Annotated in this window: 22 protein-coding genes and 1 pseudogene; 19 read left to right on the top strand and 4 right to left on the bottom strand. The window is 67.7% G+C overall.

Going from position 1 to position 19,181, the window contains the following annotated elements:
- Positions 1–529 precede the first annotated feature (529 nt).
- A complete protein-coding gene (locus tag AC50X6_RS02140) occupies positions 530–1,147 on the bottom strand; it encodes a TetR/AcrR family transcriptional regulator (protein ID WP_494964682.1) in 618 nt (205 codons plus the stop codon).
- A gap of 105 nt (positions 1,148–1,252) precedes the next feature.
- On the opposite strand from AC50X6_RS02140, the gene sigK reads away from it, so the two are divergent.
- The gene (gene sigK, locus AC50X6_RS02145) at positions 1,253–1,942 is read left to right on the top strand and encodes an ECF RNA polymerase sigma factor SigK (protein WP_494964683.1); all 690 of its coding nucleotides are present in this window, start codon (positions 1,253–1,255) and stop codon (positions 1,940–1,942) included.
- Between the two features lie 16 nt (positions 1,943–1,958).
- Here sigK and AC50X6_RS02150 read toward each other — a convergent pair whose 3' ends face one another.
- Positions 1,959–2,387, bottom strand: a complete 429-nt coding sequence (locus AC50X6_RS02150; protein WP_326965978.1) for a hypothetical protein — start codon at positions 2,385–2,387, stop codon at positions 1,959–1,961.
- Positions 2,388–2,401: 14 nt separating this feature from the next.
- Positions 2,402–3,073, bottom strand: a complete 672-nt coding sequence (locus AC50X6_RS02155) for a trimeric intracellular cation channel family protein (RefSeq protein ID WP_494964684.1) — start codon at positions 3,071–3,073, stop codon at positions 2,402–2,404.
- A 62-nt stretch (positions 3,074–3,135) separates the two neighbouring features.
- On the opposite strand from AC50X6_RS02155, the gene AC50X6_RS02160 reads away from it, so the two are divergent.
- From AC50X6_RS02160 to AC50X6_RS02215, 12 genes are all read left to right on the top strand, one after another.
- Positions 3,136–3,870: a sirohydrochlorin chelatase gene (locus tag AC50X6_RS02160; RefSeq protein WP_494964685.1), complete on the top strand. Its 735-nt coding sequence runs from the start codon at positions 3,136–3,138 to the stop codon at positions 3,868–3,870.
- A gap of 142 nt (positions 3,871–4,012) precedes the next feature.
- Positions 4,013–5,758 (top strand): nitrite/sulfite reductase, encoded by a 1,746-nt coding sequence (locus AC50X6_RS02165; RefSeq protein WP_494964686.1) that lies wholly within the window; start codon positions 4,013–4,015, stop codon positions 5,756–5,758.
- Entirely contained in the window at positions 5,755–6,486 is a 732-nt protein-coding gene (locus AC50X6_RS02170) for a phosphoadenylyl-sulfate reductase (protein ID WP_494964687.1), read from the top strand. The genes AC50X6_RS02165 and AC50X6_RS02170 overlap by 4 nt, the downstream gene beginning before the upstream one ends.
- Positions 6,483–7,598, top strand: a complete 1,116-nt coding sequence (gene cysD, locus AC50X6_RS02175) for a sulfate adenylyltransferase subunit CysD (RefSeq protein ID WP_494964688.1) — start codon at positions 6,483–6,485, stop codon at positions 7,596–7,598. The genes AC50X6_RS02170 and cysD overlap by 4 nt, the downstream gene beginning before the upstream one ends.
- A complete protein-coding gene (locus tag AC50X6_RS02180; RefSeq protein WP_494964689.1) occupies positions 7,598–9,034 on the top strand; it encodes a sulfate adenylyltransferase subunit 1 in 1,437 nt (478 codons plus the stop codon). Before cysD ends, AC50X6_RS02180 begins: the two co-directional genes overlap by 1 nt.
- A gap of 54 nt (positions 9,035–9,088) precedes the next feature.
- Positions 9,089–9,388 (top strand): hypothetical protein, encoded by a 300-nt coding sequence (locus AC50X6_RS02185; protein WP_494964690.1) that lies wholly within the window; start codon positions 9,089–9,091, stop codon positions 9,386–9,388.
- A gap of 9 nt (positions 9,389–9,397) precedes the next feature.
- Positions 9,398–9,532: a hypothetical protein gene (locus AC50X6_RS02190; protein ID WP_494964691.1), complete on the top strand. Its 135-nt coding sequence runs from the start codon at positions 9,398–9,400 to the stop codon at positions 9,530–9,532.
- 30 nt (positions 9,533–9,562) lie between these two features.
- Positions 9,563–9,757, top strand: coding sequence for a hypothetical protein (locus tag AC50X6_RS02195; RefSeq protein WP_494964692.1), 195 nt, complete (start codon positions 9,563–9,565; stop codon positions 9,755–9,757).
- A 112-nt stretch (positions 9,758–9,869) separates the two neighbouring features.
- A complete protein-coding gene (locus tag AC50X6_RS02200; protein ID WP_494964693.1) occupies positions 9,870–10,670 on the top strand; it encodes a PIG-L deacetylase family protein in 801 nt (266 codons plus the stop codon).
- A 142-nt stretch (positions 10,671–10,812) separates the two neighbouring features.
- A complete protein-coding gene (locus tag AC50X6_RS02205; protein WP_494964694.1) occupies positions 10,813–12,003 on the top strand; it encodes an ABC transporter substrate-binding protein in 1,191 nt (396 codons plus the stop codon).
- Positions 12,004–12,047: 44 nt separating this feature from the next.
- Complete coding sequence (locus AC50X6_RS02210) at positions 12,048–12,773, top strand: ABC transporter ATP-binding protein (RefSeq protein WP_494964695.1); 726 nt, start codon at positions 12,048–12,050, stop codon at positions 12,771–12,773.
- The gene (locus AC50X6_RS02215) at positions 12,763–13,698 is read left to right on the top strand and encodes an ABC transporter permease (protein WP_494964696.1); all 936 of its coding nucleotides are present in this window, start codon (positions 12,763–12,765) and stop codon (positions 13,696–13,698) included. The genes AC50X6_RS02210 and AC50X6_RS02215 overlap by 11 nt, the downstream gene beginning before the upstream one ends.
- A 96-nt stretch (positions 13,699–13,794) precedes the next feature.
- Here AC50X6_RS02215 and AC50X6_RS02220 read toward each other — a convergent pair whose 3' ends face one another.
- Positions 13,795–13,986: a hypothetical protein gene (locus tag AC50X6_RS02220; RefSeq protein ID WP_494964930.1), complete on the bottom strand. Its 192-nt coding sequence runs from the start codon at positions 13,984–13,986 to the stop codon at positions 13,795–13,797.
- Here AC50X6_RS02220 and AC50X6_RS02225 point away from each other — a divergent pair.
- The 6 genes and pseudogenes from AC50X6_RS02225 to AC50X6_RS02250 form a co-directional block, all read left to right on the top strand.
- Positions 13,967–14,290 (top strand): annotated as a pseudogene (locus AC50X6_RS02225) (aldehyde dehydrogenase family protein); the annotation flags it as partial. The gene AC50X6_RS02220 and the pseudogene AC50X6_RS02225 sit on opposite strands and share 20 nt — an antisense overlap.
- A complete protein-coding gene (locus AC50X6_RS02230) occupies positions 14,290–14,988 on the top strand; it encodes an SDR family oxidoreductase (RefSeq protein ID WP_494964697.1) in 699 nt (232 codons plus the stop codon). The pseudogene AC50X6_RS02225 and the gene AC50X6_RS02230, both read left to right, overlap by 1 nt.
- A gap of 130 nt (positions 14,989–15,118) precedes the next feature.
- Positions 15,119–15,415, top strand: a complete 297-nt coding sequence (locus AC50X6_RS02235; protein WP_494964698.1) for a putative quinol monooxygenase — start codon at positions 15,119–15,121, stop codon at positions 15,413–15,415.
- Between the two features lie 191 nt (positions 15,416–15,606).
- Positions 15,607–16,908, top strand: a complete 1,302-nt coding sequence (cobA, locus tag AC50X6_RS02240; protein WP_494964699.1) for a uroporphyrinogen-III C-methyltransferase — start codon at positions 15,607–15,609, stop codon at positions 16,906–16,908.
- Between the two features lie 68 nt (positions 16,909–16,976).
- Complete coding sequence (locus AC50X6_RS02245; RefSeq protein ID WP_494964700.1) at positions 16,977–18,446, top strand: FAD-dependent oxidoreductase; 1,470 nt, start codon at positions 16,977–16,979, stop codon at positions 18,444–18,446.
- 184 nt (positions 18,447–18,630) lie between these two features.
- Positions 18,631–19,167: a hypothetical protein gene (locus AC50X6_RS02250; protein WP_494964701.1), complete on the top strand. Its 537-nt coding sequence runs from the start codon at positions 18,631–18,633 to the stop codon at positions 19,165–19,167.
- Positions 19,168–19,181 lie beyond the last annotated feature (14 nt).

A 19,181-nucleotide genomic window follows, 5' to 3' on the forward strand; every position in this document is an offset into this window, starting at 1 on the left:
CGGAGGACCAGGTTCTTCCCTCAAAGACGCTTTTTTCCTCAAGGAAGAACTGTTGATCGATGGTGTTTCCATGTGTGTCGCAATTCCCGTTCATAGGGGGTGTTGCAACGATCACTAGAACTCGCCGAAACAGGGCACAATGACACTATGTCCACCCGCTGGCCCCAGCGCGGGGCATGTCCCTTTGGGCGGGTGTCCAGTCCGCGGGGGACATGCCCATTCTTCGGACCCGAAACAGGGCACAATGACACTATGTCCACCCGCTGGCCCCAGCGCGGGGCACGTCCCGGGGTCCGGCCACCGCGCCCAGACCCCCGACGAACTAGCGAAAATGCCAGCTAGCGGCTCTCAGCCCGGGCTCATCCGCTTAAACGGAATGGCCCCGGTTCCTCACAACGTTACGAGTCATCCGTTGTGTCGAACCGGGGCCATTTCTCCGTTCGCATCAGATCCACCGGAGGCATTTAGTGAACCCATGAATGAGACTATGACAAAATTGTCATGTTGTCTACAGGGCAGAGCTGGAACTTCACAAAGGCTGTGACGGAAGGGCGGCTGAGATGAGGACTTCTGCCGCCGCGCGCGCGTGCCGGGCCGGTTCCACGGTGCCTAAGATGGCCGCCGTACTGATGGCGCCCTCGGCCAGAATGGCAAGCTGCGGCGCGAGGCCGGGCGGCGCCCCCGCCTCGGAGGCGAGTGAGAAGACGAACTCCTGGAAGCCGGCCTTCTGCTCCCGGGCGATTTCGGCCACGCGCCCCGATGTGACGCCAAGCTCGCCGAAGGAATTGATGAACGCGCACCCACGGAAGCCCTCGGAGGCGAACCAGCCGGCCAGGAAGTCGTAGATTGCCAGCAGCCGTTCCCTCGGCTCGACGGCCGCATCAACCGCAGCGCCGATGCCGGCAGACCACGCACGCCGCCAATCGAGCAGGACCGCCTCCACGATGGCATCCTTCGACGGAAAGAGGCGGTACAGCCGCTTGAGCGGGATCCCCGATGCCGTCCGCAACTCGTCCATCCCCACAGCATGGATGCCCCGGGCATAGAAGAGGCCGGCTGCTGCCTCGATCACCCGGGCCCTTGCTGCGAGATCCGCCGCCGACGCCGGCAGCCCAGCGGCCGCGACGATGGTTGCGGGATTGGTCATTCCTGATTTCCTCCAGGTCCGGTTTGCGTGGATAACGTTCGTTCTCTATGTTAGTTCATAGGCCTGAGAACGTGCGTTCTCGCCGGTTCCTGAAGCGAGGGCACGATGAACACTTTTGAACTGGACAGGCCGGCCCCGCCGGCGGCAGCCGGGCACCCTGTAGACCTCGACGCCACGGCCGGACACTCCGACGCCGGAGACAAAGAAGCGGGGCACCCGGACGCTGGCGCCGCGTTCGACGCCGATCTCGAGCAGGAAGTCCTCGCCGGGCTCCTCCAGTCCACCGCGCAGGGCGATCAGGATTCCTTCACGGACTTCTACCGGCGGACCTCGGCCCGGGTCTACGGACTGGTGCGCAGGGTCCTGGTGGATCCGGGGCTCAGCGAAGAGGTCACCCAGGAGATTTTCTTGGGCGTCTGGCAGGATGCCGGCAAATTCGACCACGCGCTCGGCAGCCCGTTGGGATGGCTCATGACTATCGCACACCGGCGGGCCGTGGACAGGGTCAGGTCATACCAAAGCAGCACAAACCGCGACGAACGCTGGGCCGCGGCTTCGCACGTTGTTACCCATGACGAGGTGGCCGAGACCGTCGCGGGAAGGATCGAATCCCGAGCCCTGCTGGCGTCCATATCCGCGCTGCCTGCGCTCCAGCGCGAATCGATCGCGCTGGCCTACTTCGGCTGCCTGACGTACCGGGAAGTTGCCGAACGGCTGGCGGCCCCCTTGCCGACGGTCAAGTCCAGAATCAGGGATGGCCTGCGGCTGCTGCGCGTCGAGCTGGAAACTGCTTGAACCGGGCAGGGACGGCCTAGTCCTCTTCTTCGTCGTTGAAGGCCCACTCGAACATGTCGAAGACAAACTCGGAGAAGGTTCCTTCTTCGCTCTTCCACTGGCCACGGGAGTTGTTGCGGCGCCACACAATGGGGTCCGGGACGCTGAGGTCGCCCACGCGGAAGCCCCAGGTGAACTGTTCTTCCTCGTCCTCAAGGAACATCAGGAAGCCCTCGTCATCAACTTCGAGCTCTTCGGGATCCCAGAAGTAGTGGTAGGCCTCCATGAGGTCTTCGCAGCCACCAAGGGCCACATAGAATTCGCGCAATACCAGCGGGACCTGGAACTGGTGCTCGGCGAGGGCCGCATCCAGCTCGCCTGCCGGCAGCCCGTCATCTTCCTGCCATTCGTCTTCGAGATACTTCGGAACAAGCGCGCGGAATTTCTCGAGGAACATGTCAGTCATGGGTCTTATCCTAACTAATCCTTGGCTCCACTTTCCGCCGTGTCCAGTCCCAGGCGGTGCCAGCCGCGGACCGCCAGCGGAACGTGCCAGTGGCGCCGCCAGGCGGTGACGCGGAATGCGAAAACGACGGCGGCCACGGCGCCTGCAGTCACCGCGTTGAAGGTCCCGGTGACGGACAGTAGTACCGTCAGGGCCGCCCCGGCGAACGCCGGCAGCGCATAGAGGTCCTTCGGATCGAACAGCTGAGGCACCTCATTGGCGGTGATGTCCCGCAACAGGCCGCCGCCCACCGCCGTCGTGACCCCGAGGAGTACCGCCGCAATCGGGTGCATCCCGGCGGACAGCGCCGTGAGGGTGCCGGTGATGCAGAACAGCGCCAGGCCGCCGGCGTCGAAGAGGACCAGCAGAGAGGTGTAGCGCTGGAAGCTCGAGAACAGGAAATACACGAGCACCGCGGCGAGCAGCGGAGGCGCCAGGTACGCCGGGTTGGTGAAGGCCGCGGGCGGGCCGGCGTTGATGATGATGTCGCGGATGACGCCGCCGCCCAGGCTGACCACCGAGGCCAGAAGCAGGGAACCGATGATGTCGAACTGTTTCCGCGCCGCGAGGAGGGAGCCGGAGACCGCGAAGAAGAACACACCCGCCAGGTCCAGCCAGACCAGGACAAGGCTAAAGGAAAAAGTCATGAAACGTCCCGGATCGATAGCAAGGGGGCGGATAGGGCGGCTCCAAGGCTACGCTAACGGCTATGAATAGCCCCATCCTGATCGCCTGCGCCCACGGAACCTCCAGTGCCCTCGGTGCCGCGGAGGTCAACGCCCTCCGTGACGGGATCGCCGCCCTGCGGCCCGGACTCGACGTCCGCGGGGCCTACGTCGACGTGCAGGACCCCGATCTGCCCGCCGTGGTGGCGGGGCTCCAGGCGGGGCTCCCGGCGGCGCTCCCGGCGGGGGAGACCGCCGTCGTCGTGCCGCTGCTGCTGAGCGTCGGCTACCACGTCAAGGTGGACATCGCCCGGGCCGTCAAGAGCCGGCCCGGCACCCTCGCGGCTGCCCCGCTGGGGCCTGATCCGCGGCTGGCGGCCCTGCTGGACCAGCGGCTGCGGGAGGCCGGCGTGATCGACAGCGACAACGTGATCCTCGCCGCCGCCGGTTCCTCGGACCCCACCGCCGCGCAGAACGTGGAGGAGCTTGCCGACCAGCTGCGGGCACTGCGGCCCAACCGGATCATTGCGGCGTACGGCGCCTCGGCCAAGCCTTCGGTGCAGGACGCCGTGCACGCAGTGCGCGAGGAGGGCGCGCTGGTGGCCGCAGGCCCGCAAGGCCGGGTGGTCATCGCCTCCTACTTGCTGGCCCACGGATTCTTTCACGACCAGCTGGCCGAGGCCGGCGCGGACCTCGTCACGGCACCCCTGCTGCCCTCCCCGGTCCTCGCCGAGATCGCGCTGGAGCGCTTCGACACAGCACTGGCGGCGCGGGGCTGAACTGGGTCCAGACGAGGAAAATCATGCACAGCGGCCGCGCCGGATCAAGGCCCGCCGACGCTTCGTGACGAAATGTTGCCCTCGGTGACCCCGCGTTTCTGACCCTTTGTGACGGCACTACGGCCCGCCCTACAGTCGATCCATGACTGATACAGCTCTAGCCGGAGCGTCCCCGGACCAGGCTGCCGCAGGCCGCGCCAAACGACCCGCCCGCCCCGCCGCAAAGCCGCACGGGCAGTGGAAGGTGGACGGAACCGCCCCGCTGAACGCCAATGAAACCTGGAAGCAGGAGGACAACGGGCTGAACGTCCGCGAGCGTATCGAGTCGGTTTACGCCAAGCACGGCTTCGACTCGATCGAGAGTACTGACCTGCACGGGCGCTTCCGCTGGTGGGGGCTCTACACCCAGCGCAAGCCCGGGATCGACGGCGGCAAGACCGCCACCCTGGAGCCGCACGAGCTGGAAGACAAGTACTTCATGCTGCGGGTGAGGATCGACGGCGGCGCCCTTACCACCGGGCAGCTGCGCGTCATCGGCCAGATCTCCGTGGACTTCGCCCGCGGCTCGGCCGACCTCACCGACCGGCAGAACATCCAGCTGCACTGGATCCGGGTCGAGGACATGCCGGAGATCTGGCGCCGCCTCGAATCCGTGGGCCTCTCCACCACCGAAGCCTGCGGCGACGTACCCCGCGTCATCCTTGGCTCCCCGGTTGCCGGCATCGCCAAGGACGAGATTATCGACCCCACGCCGCTGATCCACGAACTCGCCGCACGCTTTATTGGCGACCCGGAACTGGCCAACCTGCCGCGCAAATTCAAGACCGCCATCACCGGCCACCCCAGCCAGGACGTGGTCCACGAGATCAACGACATCGGCCTCGTGGGGATGGTCCACCCCGAACTCGGCATCGGTTACGACCTCTGGGTGGGCGGCGCGCTTTCCACCAACCCGATGCTGGGCAAACGGCTCGGCGCATTCGTGAAGCCGGACCAGGCGGCCGACGTCTGGCTCGGCGTCACCAGCATCTTCCGCGACTACGGTTACCGGCGGATGCGCACCAAGGCCCGGCTGAAGTTCCTGCTGGCCGACTGGGGGACAGAGAAGTTCCGCCAGGTCCTCGAGGACGAATACCTCGGCTACACACTCGACGACGGCCCCGCCGCGCCCAAACCCTCCAGCCCGGGTGACCACATCGGCGTGCACGAACAGAAGGATGGCAAGTTCTTCATCGGCGCCACGCCGGTGGCCGGCCGGCTCTCCGGCAGCCAGCTCGTGACGCTCGCCGCCACCCTGGAAGCCCGCGGCTCACAGCGGCTGCGGACCACCCCGCACCAGAAGCTGGTAATCCTCGACGTGCCCAAGGACCAGGTGGAACCGCTCGTGGCCGAACTCGACGCCCTGGGCCTCTCCGCCCGCCCGTCCGTGTTCCGCCGCGGCACCATCGCCTGCACCGGCATCGAATACTGCAAACTCGCCATTGTCGAAACCAAGGTCACCGCAGCCACCGCCGTCGCCGAGCTGGAACGCCGGCTCGCCGACCTGGTGGAGTCCCAGCAGCTGCCGCAGGCACTGTCCCTGCACATCAACGGCTGCCCCAACTCCTGCGCCCGCATCCAGACCGCGGACATCGGCCTCAAGGGCATGATGCTGCCCACGCCCGACGGCGACCCCACCCCGGGTTTCCAGGTCCACCTCGGCGGCGGGCTGGCTTCCCTCGACCGCGAGGAAGCGGGCCTCGGGCGCACCGTCCGCGGCCTTAAAGTCACGGCGGGGGAGCTGCCCGACTATGTGGAACGCGTGGTCCGGAAGTTTGTGGCCGACCGCACCGAAGGCCAGACCTTCGCCGAATGGGCCTTCGCCGCCGAGGAGAGTGATCTGCAGTGAGCAAGCACGCTTTGGGGATTGACCCGGTCCTCCGCACCCACGACGAGCTCAAGGTGATCGCCGAGGCCGGCGCCGCCGAGCTGGGCTGGGACGCCCCGGCCCGCGAAGTGATCGCCTGGGTGGCCCGCAACTTCGACCTGCCCGCCGTCGCCGTCGCCTGCTCCATGGCGGACGCCGTCCTGCCGGCGCTCGTCGCGGACCAGCTTCCCGGCGTCGACGTCCTGTTCCTGGAGACCGGCTACCACTTCCCCGAAACCTATGCCACGCGCGACGACGTGGCCGCGAACCTCCGCGTCAACGTGGTCGATGTGCTCCCGGAGAACACTGTGGAGCAGCAGGACAGGCTCCTCGGCAAGGACCTCTTCGCCCGCGACCCCGCCCAATGCTGCGCGCTGCGCAAGGTGGCGCCGCTGCGCCGCACCCTGGCGGGTTACGAACTCTGGTTCACCGGGGTCCGCCGCGATGAGGCTCCCACCCGTACCAACACCCCGCTGGTCACCTGGGACGACACCAACGGCCTGGTCAAGGTCAACCCGGTGGCGGCCTGGAGCTTCGACCAGCTGGTCCAGTACTCCGACGACAGTCTCCTGCCCGTCAACCCGCTGCTCGCCCAGGGCTACCCCTCCATTGGCTGCCAGCCCTGCACCCGCAAGGTGGCGCCGGGCGACGACGCCCGCGCCGGCCGCTGGGCAGGAACCGACAAGACAGAATGCGGGCTACACATATGAGCAATGTTGAGACTTTCGTGGCCGTCGACCCCGATGCCGCCCGCGCAGCAGATGCCGCACGCGTCACCCCCGCCTCCGCAGCAGATGCCGCCCCCGCCCCTTTCACGACCGAGGAACTGGAGCTGTCTGTGCAGAATCTTGACGCTGGTTCTCCGAAAGCGGCGCATCGCGCGAGCGAGGAACGAGCGAGTGTGTCTAAGCCGCGTGGAGAAGCAGTGGCAAGGCTCTCCAGCCTGGACACGCTGGAGTCCGAGGCGATTCATATCATCCGGGAGGTTGTTGCCGAGTTCGAGAGGCCGGCGCTGCTGTTTTCCGGCGGCAAGGATTCCGTGGTGATGCTGCACCTGGCCACCAAGGCGTTCTGGCCGGGCAGGGTGCCGTTCCTGGTGCTGCACGTGGATACCGGGCACAATTTTCCCGAGGTCATCGAATTCCGCGACCGGACGGTGGAGCGGTTGGGCCTGAAGCTCGTCGTCGGCTCCGTGCAGGAGTTCATCGATTCCGGCGAGCTGGCCGAGCGCGCCGACGGCACCCGCAACCCGCTCCAGACCGTACCGCTGCTGGACGCGATCCGGCGCAACACGTTCGACGCCGTCTTCGGCGGCGGCCGCCGGGACGAGGACAAGGCGCGGGCGAAGGAACGCATCCTGAGCCTGCGCGACGAGTTCGGCCAGTGGGATCCGCGAAACCAGCGCCCGGAGCTGTGGAATCTCTACAACGGCCGGCACACCGTGGGCCAGCACGTCCGCGCCTTCCCGATCAGCAACTGGACCGAGCTGGACATCTGGCGCTACATCGAGCGCGAGGGCATCGAACTGCCCGGCCTCTACTACGCCCACCGCCGTGAGGTTTTTGCCCGCGACGGCATGTGGCGCGCAGTCGGCGAGGTCTCCCGGCCCCGCGACAACGAACCGGTCACTACTAAGACCGTCCGCTACCGGACCGTCGGCGACATGTCCTGCACCGGCGCCGTCGAATCCGCCGCCGCCACCGTGCGCGACGTCGTGATTGAAGTTGCCGCCTCCACCATCACCGAACGTGGCGCCACCCGGGCCGATGACCGCATCTCCGAGGCAGCCATGGAAGACCGCAAGAAGGACGGGTATTTCTAATGAGCACCGACACTTTGCTTCCCGCCGCTGACCTGGATGTCCTCGCCCACGCTTCCCTGTTCCGTTTCGCCACCGCCGGATCGGTCGACGACGGTAAATCCACCCTGGTGGGCCGGCTCCTGCACGACTCCAAGGCGATCCTCGCCGACCAGCTCGACGCCGTCGCCCGCACCTCGGCGGACCGCGGCTTCGGCGGTTCCGCTGGCGGGATCGACCTCGCCCTGCTGACCGACGGCCTGCGCGCCGAGCGGGAACAGGGCATCACCATTGACGTCGCCTACCGCTACTTCGCCACGGACCGGCGCAGCTTCATCCTCGCGGACTGCCCCGGGCATGTGCAGTACACCAAGAACACGGTGACCGGCGCGTCCACTGCGGACGCCGTCGTCGTGCTCATTGACGCCCGCAAGGGTGTCCTGGAGCAGACCCGCCGGCACCTGTCCGTGCTGGCGCTGCTGCGTGTGGCGCACGTGATTGTGGCCGTGAACAAGATCGACCTGGTGGACTTCAGCGAGGCCGTGTTCCGCGGGATTGAAGCGGATGTGCAGGAGGTGGGCCGGGAGCTGGGGCTGGGCCGTGACGATTTAAATGCGGGCGGGGTCACTGACCTGCTGGTGGTTCCGGTGTCCGCGCTCGACGGCGACAACGTGGTGGACCGCTCGGACCGCACACCCTGGTACGGCGGGCCGGCCCTGCTCGAAGTCCTCGAGACCCTGCCGGCCGCGGACGAACTCGACAGCCACCTGGAGGGCTTCCGCTTCCCTGTCCAGCTGGTCATCCGGCCGCAGGGCGCGCTGGCGCCGGACGCGATTGCCTGCGGGCTCGACGCCGAGGCGTACCGCGACTACCGCGCCTACGCCGGTCAGATCACCGAGGGCTCGGTGAAACTCGGGGATAAGGTCAGCGTCCTGACCCCGGGCCAGGCCCCGCGCACCACGACGGTGACCGGCATCGACTTCGCGGGTTCCGAACTCGGCGAGGCGATGGCCCCGCAGTCCGTGGCCCTGCGCCTCGCCGGGGAGTTCGACGTCGCCCGCGGTGACACCATCGCGGCGGCCGGGCCCGCCGGCGGCACAGTACCGGAGGCCTCGGCGGACCTGTACGCCGCGTTGTGCTGGCTTTCGCCGAAGCCGCTCCGCGAGGGCGCCAAGGTGCTGGTCAAGCACGGAACCCGCACGGTCCAGGCGCTGGTCCGGAACGTGACGGGAAAGCTGGACCTCGCCACCTTCAGGCTGGAGCCCAGCTCCACCCTGGCGCTCAACGACATCGGCCACGCCCAGCTGCGGCTCGCCGCGCCGCTGCCGGTGGAGAACTACCTGCACCACCGCCGCACCGGCGCGTTCCTGGTGATTGATCCGCTGGACGGCAACACCCTCGCCGCAGGCCTGGTCAAGGACCACCCCGGCGATCACGAGGACGAGCGCTACTCGATCTGAGGCAGCTGCGCGCTGGCTCTGGGCTTCGCCGCCGGCGTGCGGCACGATGACGGCATGCTAGAGGATGCTCCCTCGCCGGCAGTTTCGGCGGAGCCCCAGTTTCAGAGCCTGCCGCAGGGGCAGGCCACCTCGGTGCGGGCGCAACTTCTCGCCACGGAGCATTGGAGTCTGCTCGCGTCGCGAAGCACCACCCAGAGCGAGGTCCTCACGCGCATCAGCATGTTTCTCACCCTCACGTCGGCCGCACTAGTCAGCCTTGCGCTGGTGGGGCAGACGACGGGATTTTCCGGTGCCTTTCCCGTGTTCGCGATCGCCGTTCTCGGCTTCGTCATCCTGGTCGGCATCCTGACGTAGGTACGCGTCATGAACGTGGCCATTGAGGACCTGATGTATGTGCTCGCAATGAACAGGCTCCGGGGCGCCTACGTCGAGCTCGACCCCGGAATCGGCCGATACCTGATGGTTTCCCACCACGACGACCGGGCAGGTTCGGAATAGACGTACTACTTCCTCGGCAAGCGAACCAACATGAGCCAGGTTCTCGGAAGGGGCGTGGTCTTCATCGCGGCTGTGAACTCGGCCATGGTCGGTCTGCTGATCGCAGCGATCGCAGGAATCCTCTCCGCACCGCTTCCGGTTTCCGTCGTCTTGGGCGTGGTCTTCGGGATCGGCTATTTTGCTATCGCGTTCTTGCGCGGAGGCCGGCGTTATTTCGGCGTCTGAAAGGCCTACACGCGGGCGTTCCCGTCGCCGTCCTCATCGCAGGACCCTTGATCGGACGAGGAGGTGGCGGCCGACCGTTGACCGGCTGTCTAACCGCTGCTATACCGGGGTCATGGACCCCGAATCCAACCTTTCCGTTGCTCTAATCGTCGCCCACCCCGACGACGACGCGTACGGAATGGCGGGTTCGGTGGCCCTGCATGCCCGTAATCCGAACTTCCGCTTCATTCTTATTCACGCGACAGACGGAGACGCCGGCGAAGTCGCCCCGGGGGTTGAAATCACGGCTGGGACGCTGGGGGAGGTTCGGCGCCGAGAAGATGAAGCAGCCTGGCGGGCGCATGGCCGTCCGCCGGAGCGACATGAATGGCTCGGTTACCCAGACGGAAGGCTCGCGACGGTGCCTTTCGAGGACCTCGTGGGGAGGATTTCCAACATCCTGCAAGCGGAACGGCCGCAAGTGGTGTGTACCTTCGGCCCGGACGGAATCACCGGGCATCCGGACCACATCACGGTGGGCTGCGCAACCGATGAGGCCTTCACCCGCCTACGCAATAAGGGCGGTCCGGGCATGGAACGGCTGCTGCACGGCGGCCTGCGCGAATCCACCTTTCTGCGCTGGAATACGTTGCGGCGCGCGCACGGACTGGAGCCCTGGAACCCTGAGCGCATCTACCACCTCCGCCCCGTCCCGGACCACGCCATCGGGGTCGAAGTGGACACACGGCCCGTGGCCACACAGGTACTGGCAGGCCTGCTGGAACACCGCAGCCAGCGGCACGTCCTTTTCGCCGGGACCCTCAACAGGGAACAACAACTGCGCGTGCTCGGCCGGGAATCATACGTAATGGTTTGGCCGGTCCGAACCGCTGGAGAACCGTTGCTCGCGGACATCTTCGAGGGGCTCGGTTGACCAGCCCTGCGGCAGGCCACGCGCCGCGCGCCGGAGCGGTTCCGTGCACGGGAACCCGCGGAATATGACGTCGCGTGAACCCTTGTGACCCCCGGTTTCCCGGCCATTGAGCCCGGCTCCTGACGCTCCCTATGGTGAATGAATGACCACGTCATCCACTCCCGTACCCCCGAAACCCGGCCCGGGCCCCGGCACCCGACCCGGCACCACGCGCATCGTCGCCGGGGAGCCGGCCAGGCCCAGGCGCACGCTGGAGATCAGCCTGGCCGCCGGCCTTGTCCTGCTGATCGGCGCAGGCGCCGCCGTCGCGTCCACAGCGTCGCGCGGCAACGGGGCCGCGGCTGCCCCGGCCGCCGTCGCAGCATCCCCGGCTGCGGAACTCAAGCTCGGCTACTTCGGCAACATCACCCACGCCCCGGCCCTCGTCGGCGTCAGCCAGGGCCTCATCGCGAAGAGCCTCGGCGGGACAACGCTCAGCACCCAGGTCTTCAACGCCGGCCCCGCGGCGATCGAGGCCCTCAACGCCGGCGCCATCGACGCCACCTATATTGGCCCCAACCCGGCGATCAACTCCTACGTCAAGAGCAAGGGCGAATCGATCAGCATCATCGCCGGCGCCGCATCCGGCGGGGCGCAGCTGGTGGTCAAACCCGGGATCAACTCGGCCGCGGACCTGGCGGGCAAGAAGCTCGCGACGCCGCAGCTCGGCGGCACCCAGGACGTGGCCCTCCGCGCCTGGCTCGGCCAGCAGGGCTACCGGACGAACACCGACGGCAGCGGCGACGTCGCAATCAACCCCACCGACAACGCCCAGACCTTGAAACTGTTCCAGGACGGCAATCTCGACGGCGCGTGGCTGCCCGAGCCCTGGGCCTCCCGCCTGGTGCTCCAGGCCGGCGCGAAGGTCCTCGTCGACGAAAAGGACCTTTGGGAGAAGGGCGAATTCAGCACCACCGTCCTGATCGTCAACAAGAAGTTCGCCGCCGAACATCCTGACACGGTGAAGGCTCTCCTGACGGGCCACGCCGCAGCCGTGGACTGGCTTAACGCCGCACCGGCGGCGGAGAAAGCCACTGTCCTCAACGCCGCACTCAAGGAATCCGCCGGCGCGGCCCTGCCCGCCGATGTGATCGACCGTTCGCTCAAGAACATCGTCTTCACCGTTGATCCGCTCGCCGGGACATACAGGAAGCTGCTCCAGGGCGGCGTCGATGCCGGCACCACCAGGCAGGCCGACATCAACGGCATCTTCGACCTCACCGCCCTGAACAGCATCCCGGGCCAGGATGCCCCCGGAAAGAAGACCTCCGCGCAGGGGCTGGGCAAGGACTGACCAGCCCCTGCCGCCGGCCCGCCAACAGAAGTTAGGACGTGAGAATGCCAGCCGTACTGGAACACCTGGGCAAGCGCTTCGGCGACGGCGCCCCGGTGCTGGACGACGTCAACGCCAGCATCGGGCAGGGCGAGTTTGTCGCCCTGCTCGGTGCGTCCGGCTGCGGCAAGTCGACCCTGCTGAACATCATGGCGGGACTGGAGGCGCCGACGTCGGGCGCTCTGGAAGTGCCCAGCGACGGCGCCGCCTTTATGTTCCAGGACGCGGCGCTGTTCCCCTGGCTGACCGCGAGGGAGAACATCGAGCTGGCCCTGAAGCTGCGCGGCGTGGGGAAAGCCGAACGCCGGGTGAAAGCCGACGGGCTCCTTGAACTTGTGCACCTGGCCGGGGCGGGGGACAAGCGCCCGCACGAGCTCTCCGGCGGGATGCGCCAGCGCGTGGCCCTGGCCCGTTCGCTGGCCCAGGACCGGCAGCTGCTCCTGATGGATGAGCCCTTCGCGGCCCTGGATGCGATCACCCGCGACCTGCTGCACGACGAGCTGGAGCGGATCTGGAAGGAGACGGGCCGCACCATCGTTTTTGTCACGCACAACGTCCGCGAAGCCGTCCGGCTGGGCCAGCGCGTGCTGCTGCTCTCCTCCCGGCCCGGCCGGGTGGTGCGGGAATGGCACGTCAGCGAGGAACACCGCACCGACGCCGGGCTGGCCGGCCAACTCACCGGCGAAATCACCGCCCGGCTGCGCGAGGAGATCCGCCGCCATGCCAAATAGCCAAACTCCGCTGGTTGAACCCGCCGAGACCCGGCACCTCACCGCGGCCCTGACCCGGTCCTCCACCGGCACGGAAGACCTGCGCCAGCTCGAGGCCGGGCTGGACTCGCTGCAGTCCGACGCGGTGCACAAGTCGCGGATCGACTGGAGCCGGATCCTGCTTCCCGTCGCGGCGCTGGCCGTGCTGCTGATCGCCTGGCAGGTCTACGTGTCCCTGGGCTTCAAGCGGCGCGACCTCGTGCCCGGCCCGCTGGATGTGCTCAGCCAGGTGGCACTGCTGTGGGGAGAGGGGAAGCTGCAGGAAGCCGTTTGGACCTCCCTCCAGCGCGGCCTCGTGGGGTTCCTGATCAGCGTTGCCATCGCGACCCCGGTGGGACTGCTGCTGGCCCAGGTCGCGCCGCTGCGGCGCGCGTTCGGGCCGCTGATCTCCGGGCTCCAGGTGCTCCCGTCCGTGGCCTGGGTGCCGGCCGCCATCATCTGGTTCGGCCTGACCGACGCCACGGTGTACTTCGTGGTGTTCATGGGCGCCATTCCGTCAATCATCAACGGGCTGATCTCCGGCGTGGACCAGATCCCGCCGCAGTACCGCAGGGTCGGGACCGTGCTGGGCGCCTCGAAGCTCCAGATGGCGCTGCAGATTGTGCTCCCGGCCGCGCTTCCGGGCTACCTTGGCGGACTCAAGCAGGGCTGGGCGTTCTCCTGGCGTTCCCTCATGGCCGCGGAAATCATCGCCGTCGGCGGCACCATCGGGTTCGGCCTCGGCTCGCTCCTGGACCAGGGCCGCGTCCTGTCCGACATGACCACCGTGATGGCCGCGATCCTGCTGATCCTCGCCGTCGGCATCCTGATCGAGCTCCTCGTCTTCGCCCCGATCGAAAAGCGCCTGCTCCGCCGTCGTGGCCTCCTCGCCGGCAGCACCCGCTAGCGCCAGCCGCCCCACAAACCAACGCGGGGTCACTTAGCGCCCATAATCCTTGGGTTTATGGGCGCTAAGTGACCCCGCGATGGTTGCGGAAGTTGTCTATGGTGCGGACACCCGGAGGCCAGGCCGCGGCGCACGTCCGGACACACCGGTCATCTGGTCCAGTGGAGCGCCCAACACGGCAGAGAATTCCAGTGCCACCTCGGCAGCGAGGGCGCCGGCCTGCTCCAGGTGCCTGCCGAACCGCTGCTTGGGCGCACTGACGTTGCCGGCAACCGCGCGGATTCTCAAGGAGGAAGTCTTCGGGCCGGTGGCGCCGGTGGTCAGTTTCAGCACCGAGGCCGAAGCGATCGCCCTGGCCAATGACACGGAGTTCGGCCTGGTGGCCTACGCCTACACCCGGGACCTCAACCGGGGACTGCGGCTTTCCGAGCAGGTGGACGTGGGCATGTTCGGGTTGAACACCGGCCTTGTGTCCAACCCGGCTGCGCCGTTCGGCGGCGTCAAGCAGTCCGGCATGGGCCGCGAAGGCGGCACCGAGGGAATCGAAGAGTACCTCGAGACCCGCTACGTCGGCATCGCTGACCCGTCCTGATGCGGATCCTGGTGACGGGCGGCACCAGCGGAATCGGTGCCGCCCTGGTCCGGGAATCCCTCCGCGCCGGCCACACCGTCTTCACCACGGGACGGGACGCCGGACGGCTGGAGGCGTTCCTGGCCTCCTGCTCCGGACTCGGTGCGGTTCACGGTGCGGTGGCCGGTGCGGTTCACGGTGCGGTGGCCGACGCCGGGGACTGGGAGCAGACCCGCGACGCCGTCGCGGCGGCCGTTAGTGCCCTGGGAGGCCTCGACGTTGCGGTGGCCAATGCCGGGTTTTCCGCCCCCGGAGACCTTGCCGAAGGGGACCCGGAGATGGCGGGACATGGTCCTCACCAACGTTTACGGCCCGGCAATCCTGGCCAAGGCAGCGCTGCCCCAGCTCATTGCGAACCGCGGGCATTTGTCCTGACGGGCAGCACGGCCGGCCGCAAGGTCTCTCCGGGGAATCTGTACACCGCCACAAAATGGGCCGTGACCGGCTACGCCGAGTCCCTCCGGCAGCAGCTCGCGGGGACCGGCGTCCGGGTGCTGCACATCGCGCCCGGACAGGTGGACACCCCGCTGTGGAAGGAGGCTCCCGACGCCGTCATCACGCCTGGGGCCGTTGCAGGAGCCATCCTCTGGGCGCTCACCCAACCGCCCGGCGTCGACGTTTCCGAGATCACGATCCGGGCCACCGGCCAAAGCTTCTAACCACCCACCGCCTTCTAAAGGTTCTGGGGAGCACTCCCCGCGTTGCCTTGTCCGGGCGCCGGCACCGGCCTAAACTCACGGCTATAGGCCGGTGTGCGGTCGATATCAACCCAATTCTGAGGAGACAGCCGTGGCGCCGAAATACGGAGTGCTGGCACTGGTCGAGGCCAAGCCGGGGAAGGAACAGGAGGTCTGGGACTTCCTCAACGGGGGCCGCGGGATTGTGCTCAACGAACCCGGCACCCGGACCTGGTACGCCTTCCGGGCCAGCGAGAACACCTTTGGCATCTTCGACACCTTCGATACCGAGGAGGACCGGCAGGCCCACCTCAACGGCGCCATCCCCGCGGCCCTCGGCGAACACGGCCCCGCCATGCTCGCCAAGGACCCCGATATCAAGCTGGTAGAGCTCATTGCGGTGAAGTAGCCCGCGGCCTGCGGTCCTGCCGGTCGGCGGACGTTGACACGCTCCGGGACCGCGCAGCCGGACACAGCGCCGACATGGCCTCGCGCTGAAGGCCCATTCACGAGAGCAGCCATGTGACGCGGCGTTACCTTGCGTGAACGGGTGTTTCCGGACCGTTGTTCCGCCCCGTGACGCAGCCCTATCGTCGAGGCATGGCAATTCAGGACATTTACCCCACGGCGCTGCGCCTCCTCGGCCGCCCCGTGCTGGTGGTCGGCGGCGGCCCGGTCGCCGCCCGCCGCGCTAAAGGGCTGCTCGACGCCGGCGCCAGCGTCACGGTCGTCGCGCCCCTTGCCTGCCCCGCCCTGACCGGACTTTCCGACGCCGGCCACCTCGCCTGGGAGCCCCGGAGCTACCGCGGATCCGACGTCGACGGCGCCTGGTTCGTCCAGACCGCCACCGGCGACGCTGCCGTCGACGCGCAGGTTGCGGCCGACGCCGAAGCGCAGCGCATCTGGTGCGTTAACGCCACCGACCACGAAGCCTCCGCAGCCTGGACGCCCGCCGTCGCGGTTGTGGACGACGTCAGGATCGCCGTCAACGCCGGGGGAGACCCGCGCCGCGCCATGGCCCTGCGCGACGCCGTCGCCACCGCCCTGGAAACCGGGGACCTCCCGCTGCGCCGGCACCGGGCCCGGCCCGACTCAACGGCCGGTTCCGTGGCCCTCGTCGGCGGCGGGCCCGGCGACGCCGGACTCATTACCGTCCGCGGCCGGCGGCTCCTTGGCCAGGCCGACGTCGTTGTGGCGGACCGCCTCGGCCCGCGGGAGCTGCTCAATGAACTGGCCCCGGACGTCCGCGTCATCGAGGTCGGCAAGACGCCCGGCCACCACCCCATCCCGCAGTCCGGTATCAACCGCATCCTCGTAGATGAAGCCCTACTCGGCCACCGCGTGGTCCGGCTCAAGGGCGGCGATCCGTACGTTCTGGGCCGCGGCGGCGAGGAGGCCGAGTACTGCCGGCAGCACGGCGTCGACGTTGAAGTGGTTCCCGGCGTGACCTCGGCCATCTCCGTCCCGGCCGCCGCCGGCATCCCGGTCACGCACCGCGGTCTGGCGAAGGGCTTCAGCGTGGTCACCGGCCACGAGGAGCTCTCCGAGGTTCCTGCCCGCGCCGACCACACCGTGATCCTGCTCATGGGCGTGGGCCAGTTGCGCCACTCCGTAGCCTCCCTGGCCCGCGCCGGTTTGCCAGCGGAGACGCCGGTTGGCATCGTAGAGAATGGTTACCTGCCCAACCAGCGGGTGACCATCGGAACGCTCGGGACCATCGCGGACCAGGCGGAGGCCGCCGGCGTGGCGAACCCCGCCGTGATCGTGATCGGTGACGTGGTCCGCGTCAGCCCGTTCGCGCCGTCGCACTTCAAGACCGCCGACTACAGCACCACCTCCCCAAACGCGCCCCGCACACCCCGCACAACCCGCACCCCTTTAACCCCGTCGATTGCTCCATAACTGCCGTTATCAAGCCTCAAAAGGGCCGTCATGGAGCAACGGATGCAACAGAACAAAGGAACACAGCCGTGTCAACGAATACTCCGGCAGGAACTGCCGCCCGCCCGCTGCGCATCGCCGTCGTCGGCTCCGGACCGGCCGGCGTGTATGCCGCTGACCTCCTGACCAAGAGCGAGGCCGTAAAGAGCGGCGAGCTTACGGTCAGCATCGACCTCTTCGACCGCTACCCGGCGCCCTACGGCCTGATCCGCTACGGCGTGGCCCCGGACCATCCGCGCATCAAGGGCATCGTCAACGCCCTGCACAAGGTCCTGGACCGCGGTGACATCCGCTTCTTCGGCAACGTCGACTACGGCACGGACCTCTCGCTCGCGGACCTCCGCATCCATTACGACGCCGTCATCTTCGCCACCGGGGCCATCAAGGACGCGGACCTGAACATCCCGGGCATCGAACTCGAGGGCTCGTACGGGGGCGCCGACTTCGTCTCCTGGTATGACGGGCATCCAGACGTTCCCCGCGACTGGCCCCTGGATGCCAGGGAAGTCGCCGTGATCGGCAACGGCAACGTGGCCCTGGATATCGCCCGGATGCTCTCCAAGCAGGCCGATGACCTCCTGGTCTCGGAGATCCCGGACAACGTCCACCGCGCGCTCAGGGATTCCCCGGTCACGGACGTGCACGTGTTCGGCCGCCGCGGACCGGCCCAGGTGAAGTTCACCCCGCTGGAACTGCGCGAGCTCTCCCACTGCAAGGACGTGGACATCATCCTCTACGCCGAAGACTTCGAGTTCGACGCCGAATCGGACCGCCAGATCCAGAGCAACAACCAGACCAAGACCATGGTGGGCACCCTCACCAACTGGATCGCCGAGCAGCCCGAGGACCTCTCCGAACTCACGGCGTCCCGCCGCCTGCACCTGCACTTCCTGCACAGCCCGGTGGAGGTTCTGGGAACAACGCACGAAGCCGACGCCGCCGGCCGCGTCGCCCGCATCAGGTTCGAGCGCACCGAGCTGGACGGCACCGGCAACGCCCGCGGTACCGGCGAGTTCGTGGACTACCCCGTCCAGGCCGTCTACCGCGCGATCGGCTACTTCGGGTCCTCGCTGCCCGATGTCGAGTTCGAGCACAGTAAAGGAGTCATTCCGAACGACGGCGGCCGCGTCCTGGACGCTTCCGGCACCCACGTGCCGGGCATCTACGCCACCGGCTGGATCAAGCGCGGACCGGTGGGCCTGATCGGCCACACCAAGGGCGACGCCCTCGAAACCGTCACTCACCTGCTTCAGGACCGCGACAACCTGCCAACGGCCGCGGCGCCGGCGGCGGAGACGATCGTCGAACTCCTGCAGAGCCGCGGCGTGCGGTATACGAGCTGGGAAGGGTGGCTGGCGCTGGATGCGCACGAGCGAGCCCTGGGCGGGAAAGCGACTGCCGACGCCGGGGCGGGCGGCATCCAGCGCGAACGCGTCAAGGTGGTCCCGCGCGACGCCATGGTGGAGATCTCCCGCGACGGAGTGGCTGCCGAAGTCTAATCCCCCCTCAAAGAGCAACGCGGGGTCACTTAGCGCCCGTCCCGGAGGGGATTATGGGCGCTAAGTGACCCCGCGTTGCATCCGTGGACTAACAACTTTTTACTAAGTGTGCTTACCATAGTTGGGTCGTGGCCTTCGGTGGCCGCTGAACTTCCCGATTCGACTACAGACGATAGGAATCACCATGGCAGGTAATCTCGTTTCCCGATCCATCCACGATCTGACGGCAGGCGCCTGGTTCGGCGGCTCGCTGATGGGTGCCATCGGGCTGAACGGTGCGACGGCGGAGGCCAAGGATCCGGCCGAGCGTACCCGGCTCTCGGCCCTCGGCTGGAAGAAATGGGCGCCGTTCCAGACGGCTGCCTTCGGCGCGCATTTCCTCTCCGGCCTGGCGGTCCTGTGGGAGAACAAGGGCCGGATGGCCAAGCAGGACGGCGTCACGGGCCTGACCGTGTACAAGTCGGCCGTCACCCTGGCCGGTGGCGCCGCGAGCCTGTACGCCGGTGTCCAGGGCGCCAAGGTGGACAAGCTGGCCAGCGAAGGTGCTGAAGGCGCCACCGAGCCCAAGGCCGGTGCCTCCGAGGAACTCCGTTCCGCCCAGCAGCAGTTGAAGATCCTGCAGTGGGCCATTCCGGTCTTCGCCGGCTGGGTCATCGTCCTGGGTGCCAAGCACGGCGAAATGCAGCGCCCGAAGAACGTTTTCGCGGGCCTCGCGCGCTAGCATACGCCTTCGCG

The sequence above is a fragment of the Pseudarthrobacter sp. HLT1-7 genome, assembly GCF_059383435.1.

What these genes read in the sequence shown, in the direction of transcription:
- cysD (WP_494964688.1), top strand. Translation starts at nt 6,483, where the DNA reads ATGAGCAATGTTGAGACTTTCGTGGCCGTCGACCCCGATGCCGCCCGC.
- AC50X6_RS02185 (WP_494964690.1), top strand. Translation starts at nt 9,089, where the DNA reads ATGCTAGAGGATGCTCCCTCGCCGGCAGTTTCGGCGGAGCCCCAGTTT.
- sigK (WP_494964683.1), top strand. Translation starts at nt 1,253, where the DNA reads ATGAACACTTTTGAACTGGACAGGCCGGCCCCGCCGGCGGCAGCCGGG.
- AC50X6_RS02190 (WP_494964691.1), top strand. Translation starts at nt 9,398, where the DNA reads ATGAACGTGGCCATTGAGGACCTGATGTATGTGCTCGCAATGAACAGG.
- AC50X6_RS02215 (WP_494964696.1), top strand. Translation starts at nt 12,763, where the DNA reads ATGCCAAATAGCCAAACTCCGCTGGTTGAACCCGCCGAGACCCGGCAC.
- AC50X6_RS02180 (WP_494964689.1), top strand. Translation starts at nt 7,598, where the DNA reads ATGAGCACCGACACTTTGCTTCCCGCCGCTGACCTGGATGTCCTCGCC.
- AC50X6_RS02200 (WP_494964693.1), top strand. Translation starts at nt 9,870, where the DNA reads ATGGACCCCGAATCCAACCTTTCCGTTGCTCTAATCGTCGCCCACCCC.
- AC50X6_RS02210 (WP_494964695.1), top strand. Translation starts at nt 12,048, where the DNA reads ATGCCAGCCGTACTGGAACACCTGGGCAAGCGCTTCGGCGACGGCGCC.
- AC50X6_RS02250 (WP_494964701.1), top strand. Translation starts at nt 18,631, where the DNA reads ATGGCAGGTAATCTCGTTTCCCGATCCATCCACGATCTGACGGCAGGC.
- AC50X6_RS02230 (WP_494964697.1), top strand. Translation starts at nt 14,290, where the DNA reads ATGCGGATCCTGGTGACGGGCGGCACCAGCGGAATCGGTGCCGCCCTG.
- AC50X6_RS02165 (WP_494964686.1), top strand. Translation starts at nt 4,013, where the DNA reads ATGACTGATACAGCTCTAGCCGGAGCGTCCCCGGACCAGGCTGCCGCA.
- AC50X6_RS02160 (WP_494964685.1), top strand. Translation starts at nt 3,136, where the DNA reads ATGAATAGCCCCATCCTGATCGCCTGCGCCCACGGAACCTCCAGTGCC.
- AC50X6_RS02140 (WP_494964682.1), bottom strand. Translation starts at nt 1,147, where the DNA reads ATGACCAATCCCGCAACCATCGTCGCGGCCGCTGGGCTGCCGGCGTCG.
- AC50X6_RS02150 (WP_326965978.1), bottom strand. Translation starts at nt 2,387, where the DNA reads ATGACTGACATGTTCCTCGAGAAATTCCGCGCGCTTGTTCCGAAGTAT.
- cobA (WP_494964699.1), top strand. Translation starts at nt 15,607, where the DNA reads ATGGCAATTCAGGACATTTACCCCACGGCGCTGCGCCTCCTCGGCCGC.
- AC50X6_RS02205 (WP_494964694.1), top strand. Translation starts at nt 10,813, where the DNA reads ATGACCACGTCATCCACTCCCGTACCCCCGAAACCCGGCCCGGGCCCC.
- AC50X6_RS02195 (WP_494964692.1), top strand. Translation starts at nt 9,563, where the DNA reads ATGAGCCAGGTTCTCGGAAGGGGCGTGGTCTTCATCGCGGCTGTGAAC.
- AC50X6_RS02155 (WP_494964684.1), bottom strand. Translation starts at nt 3,073, where the DNA reads ATGACTTTTTCCTTTAGCCTTGTCCTGGTCTGGCTGGACCTGGCGGGT.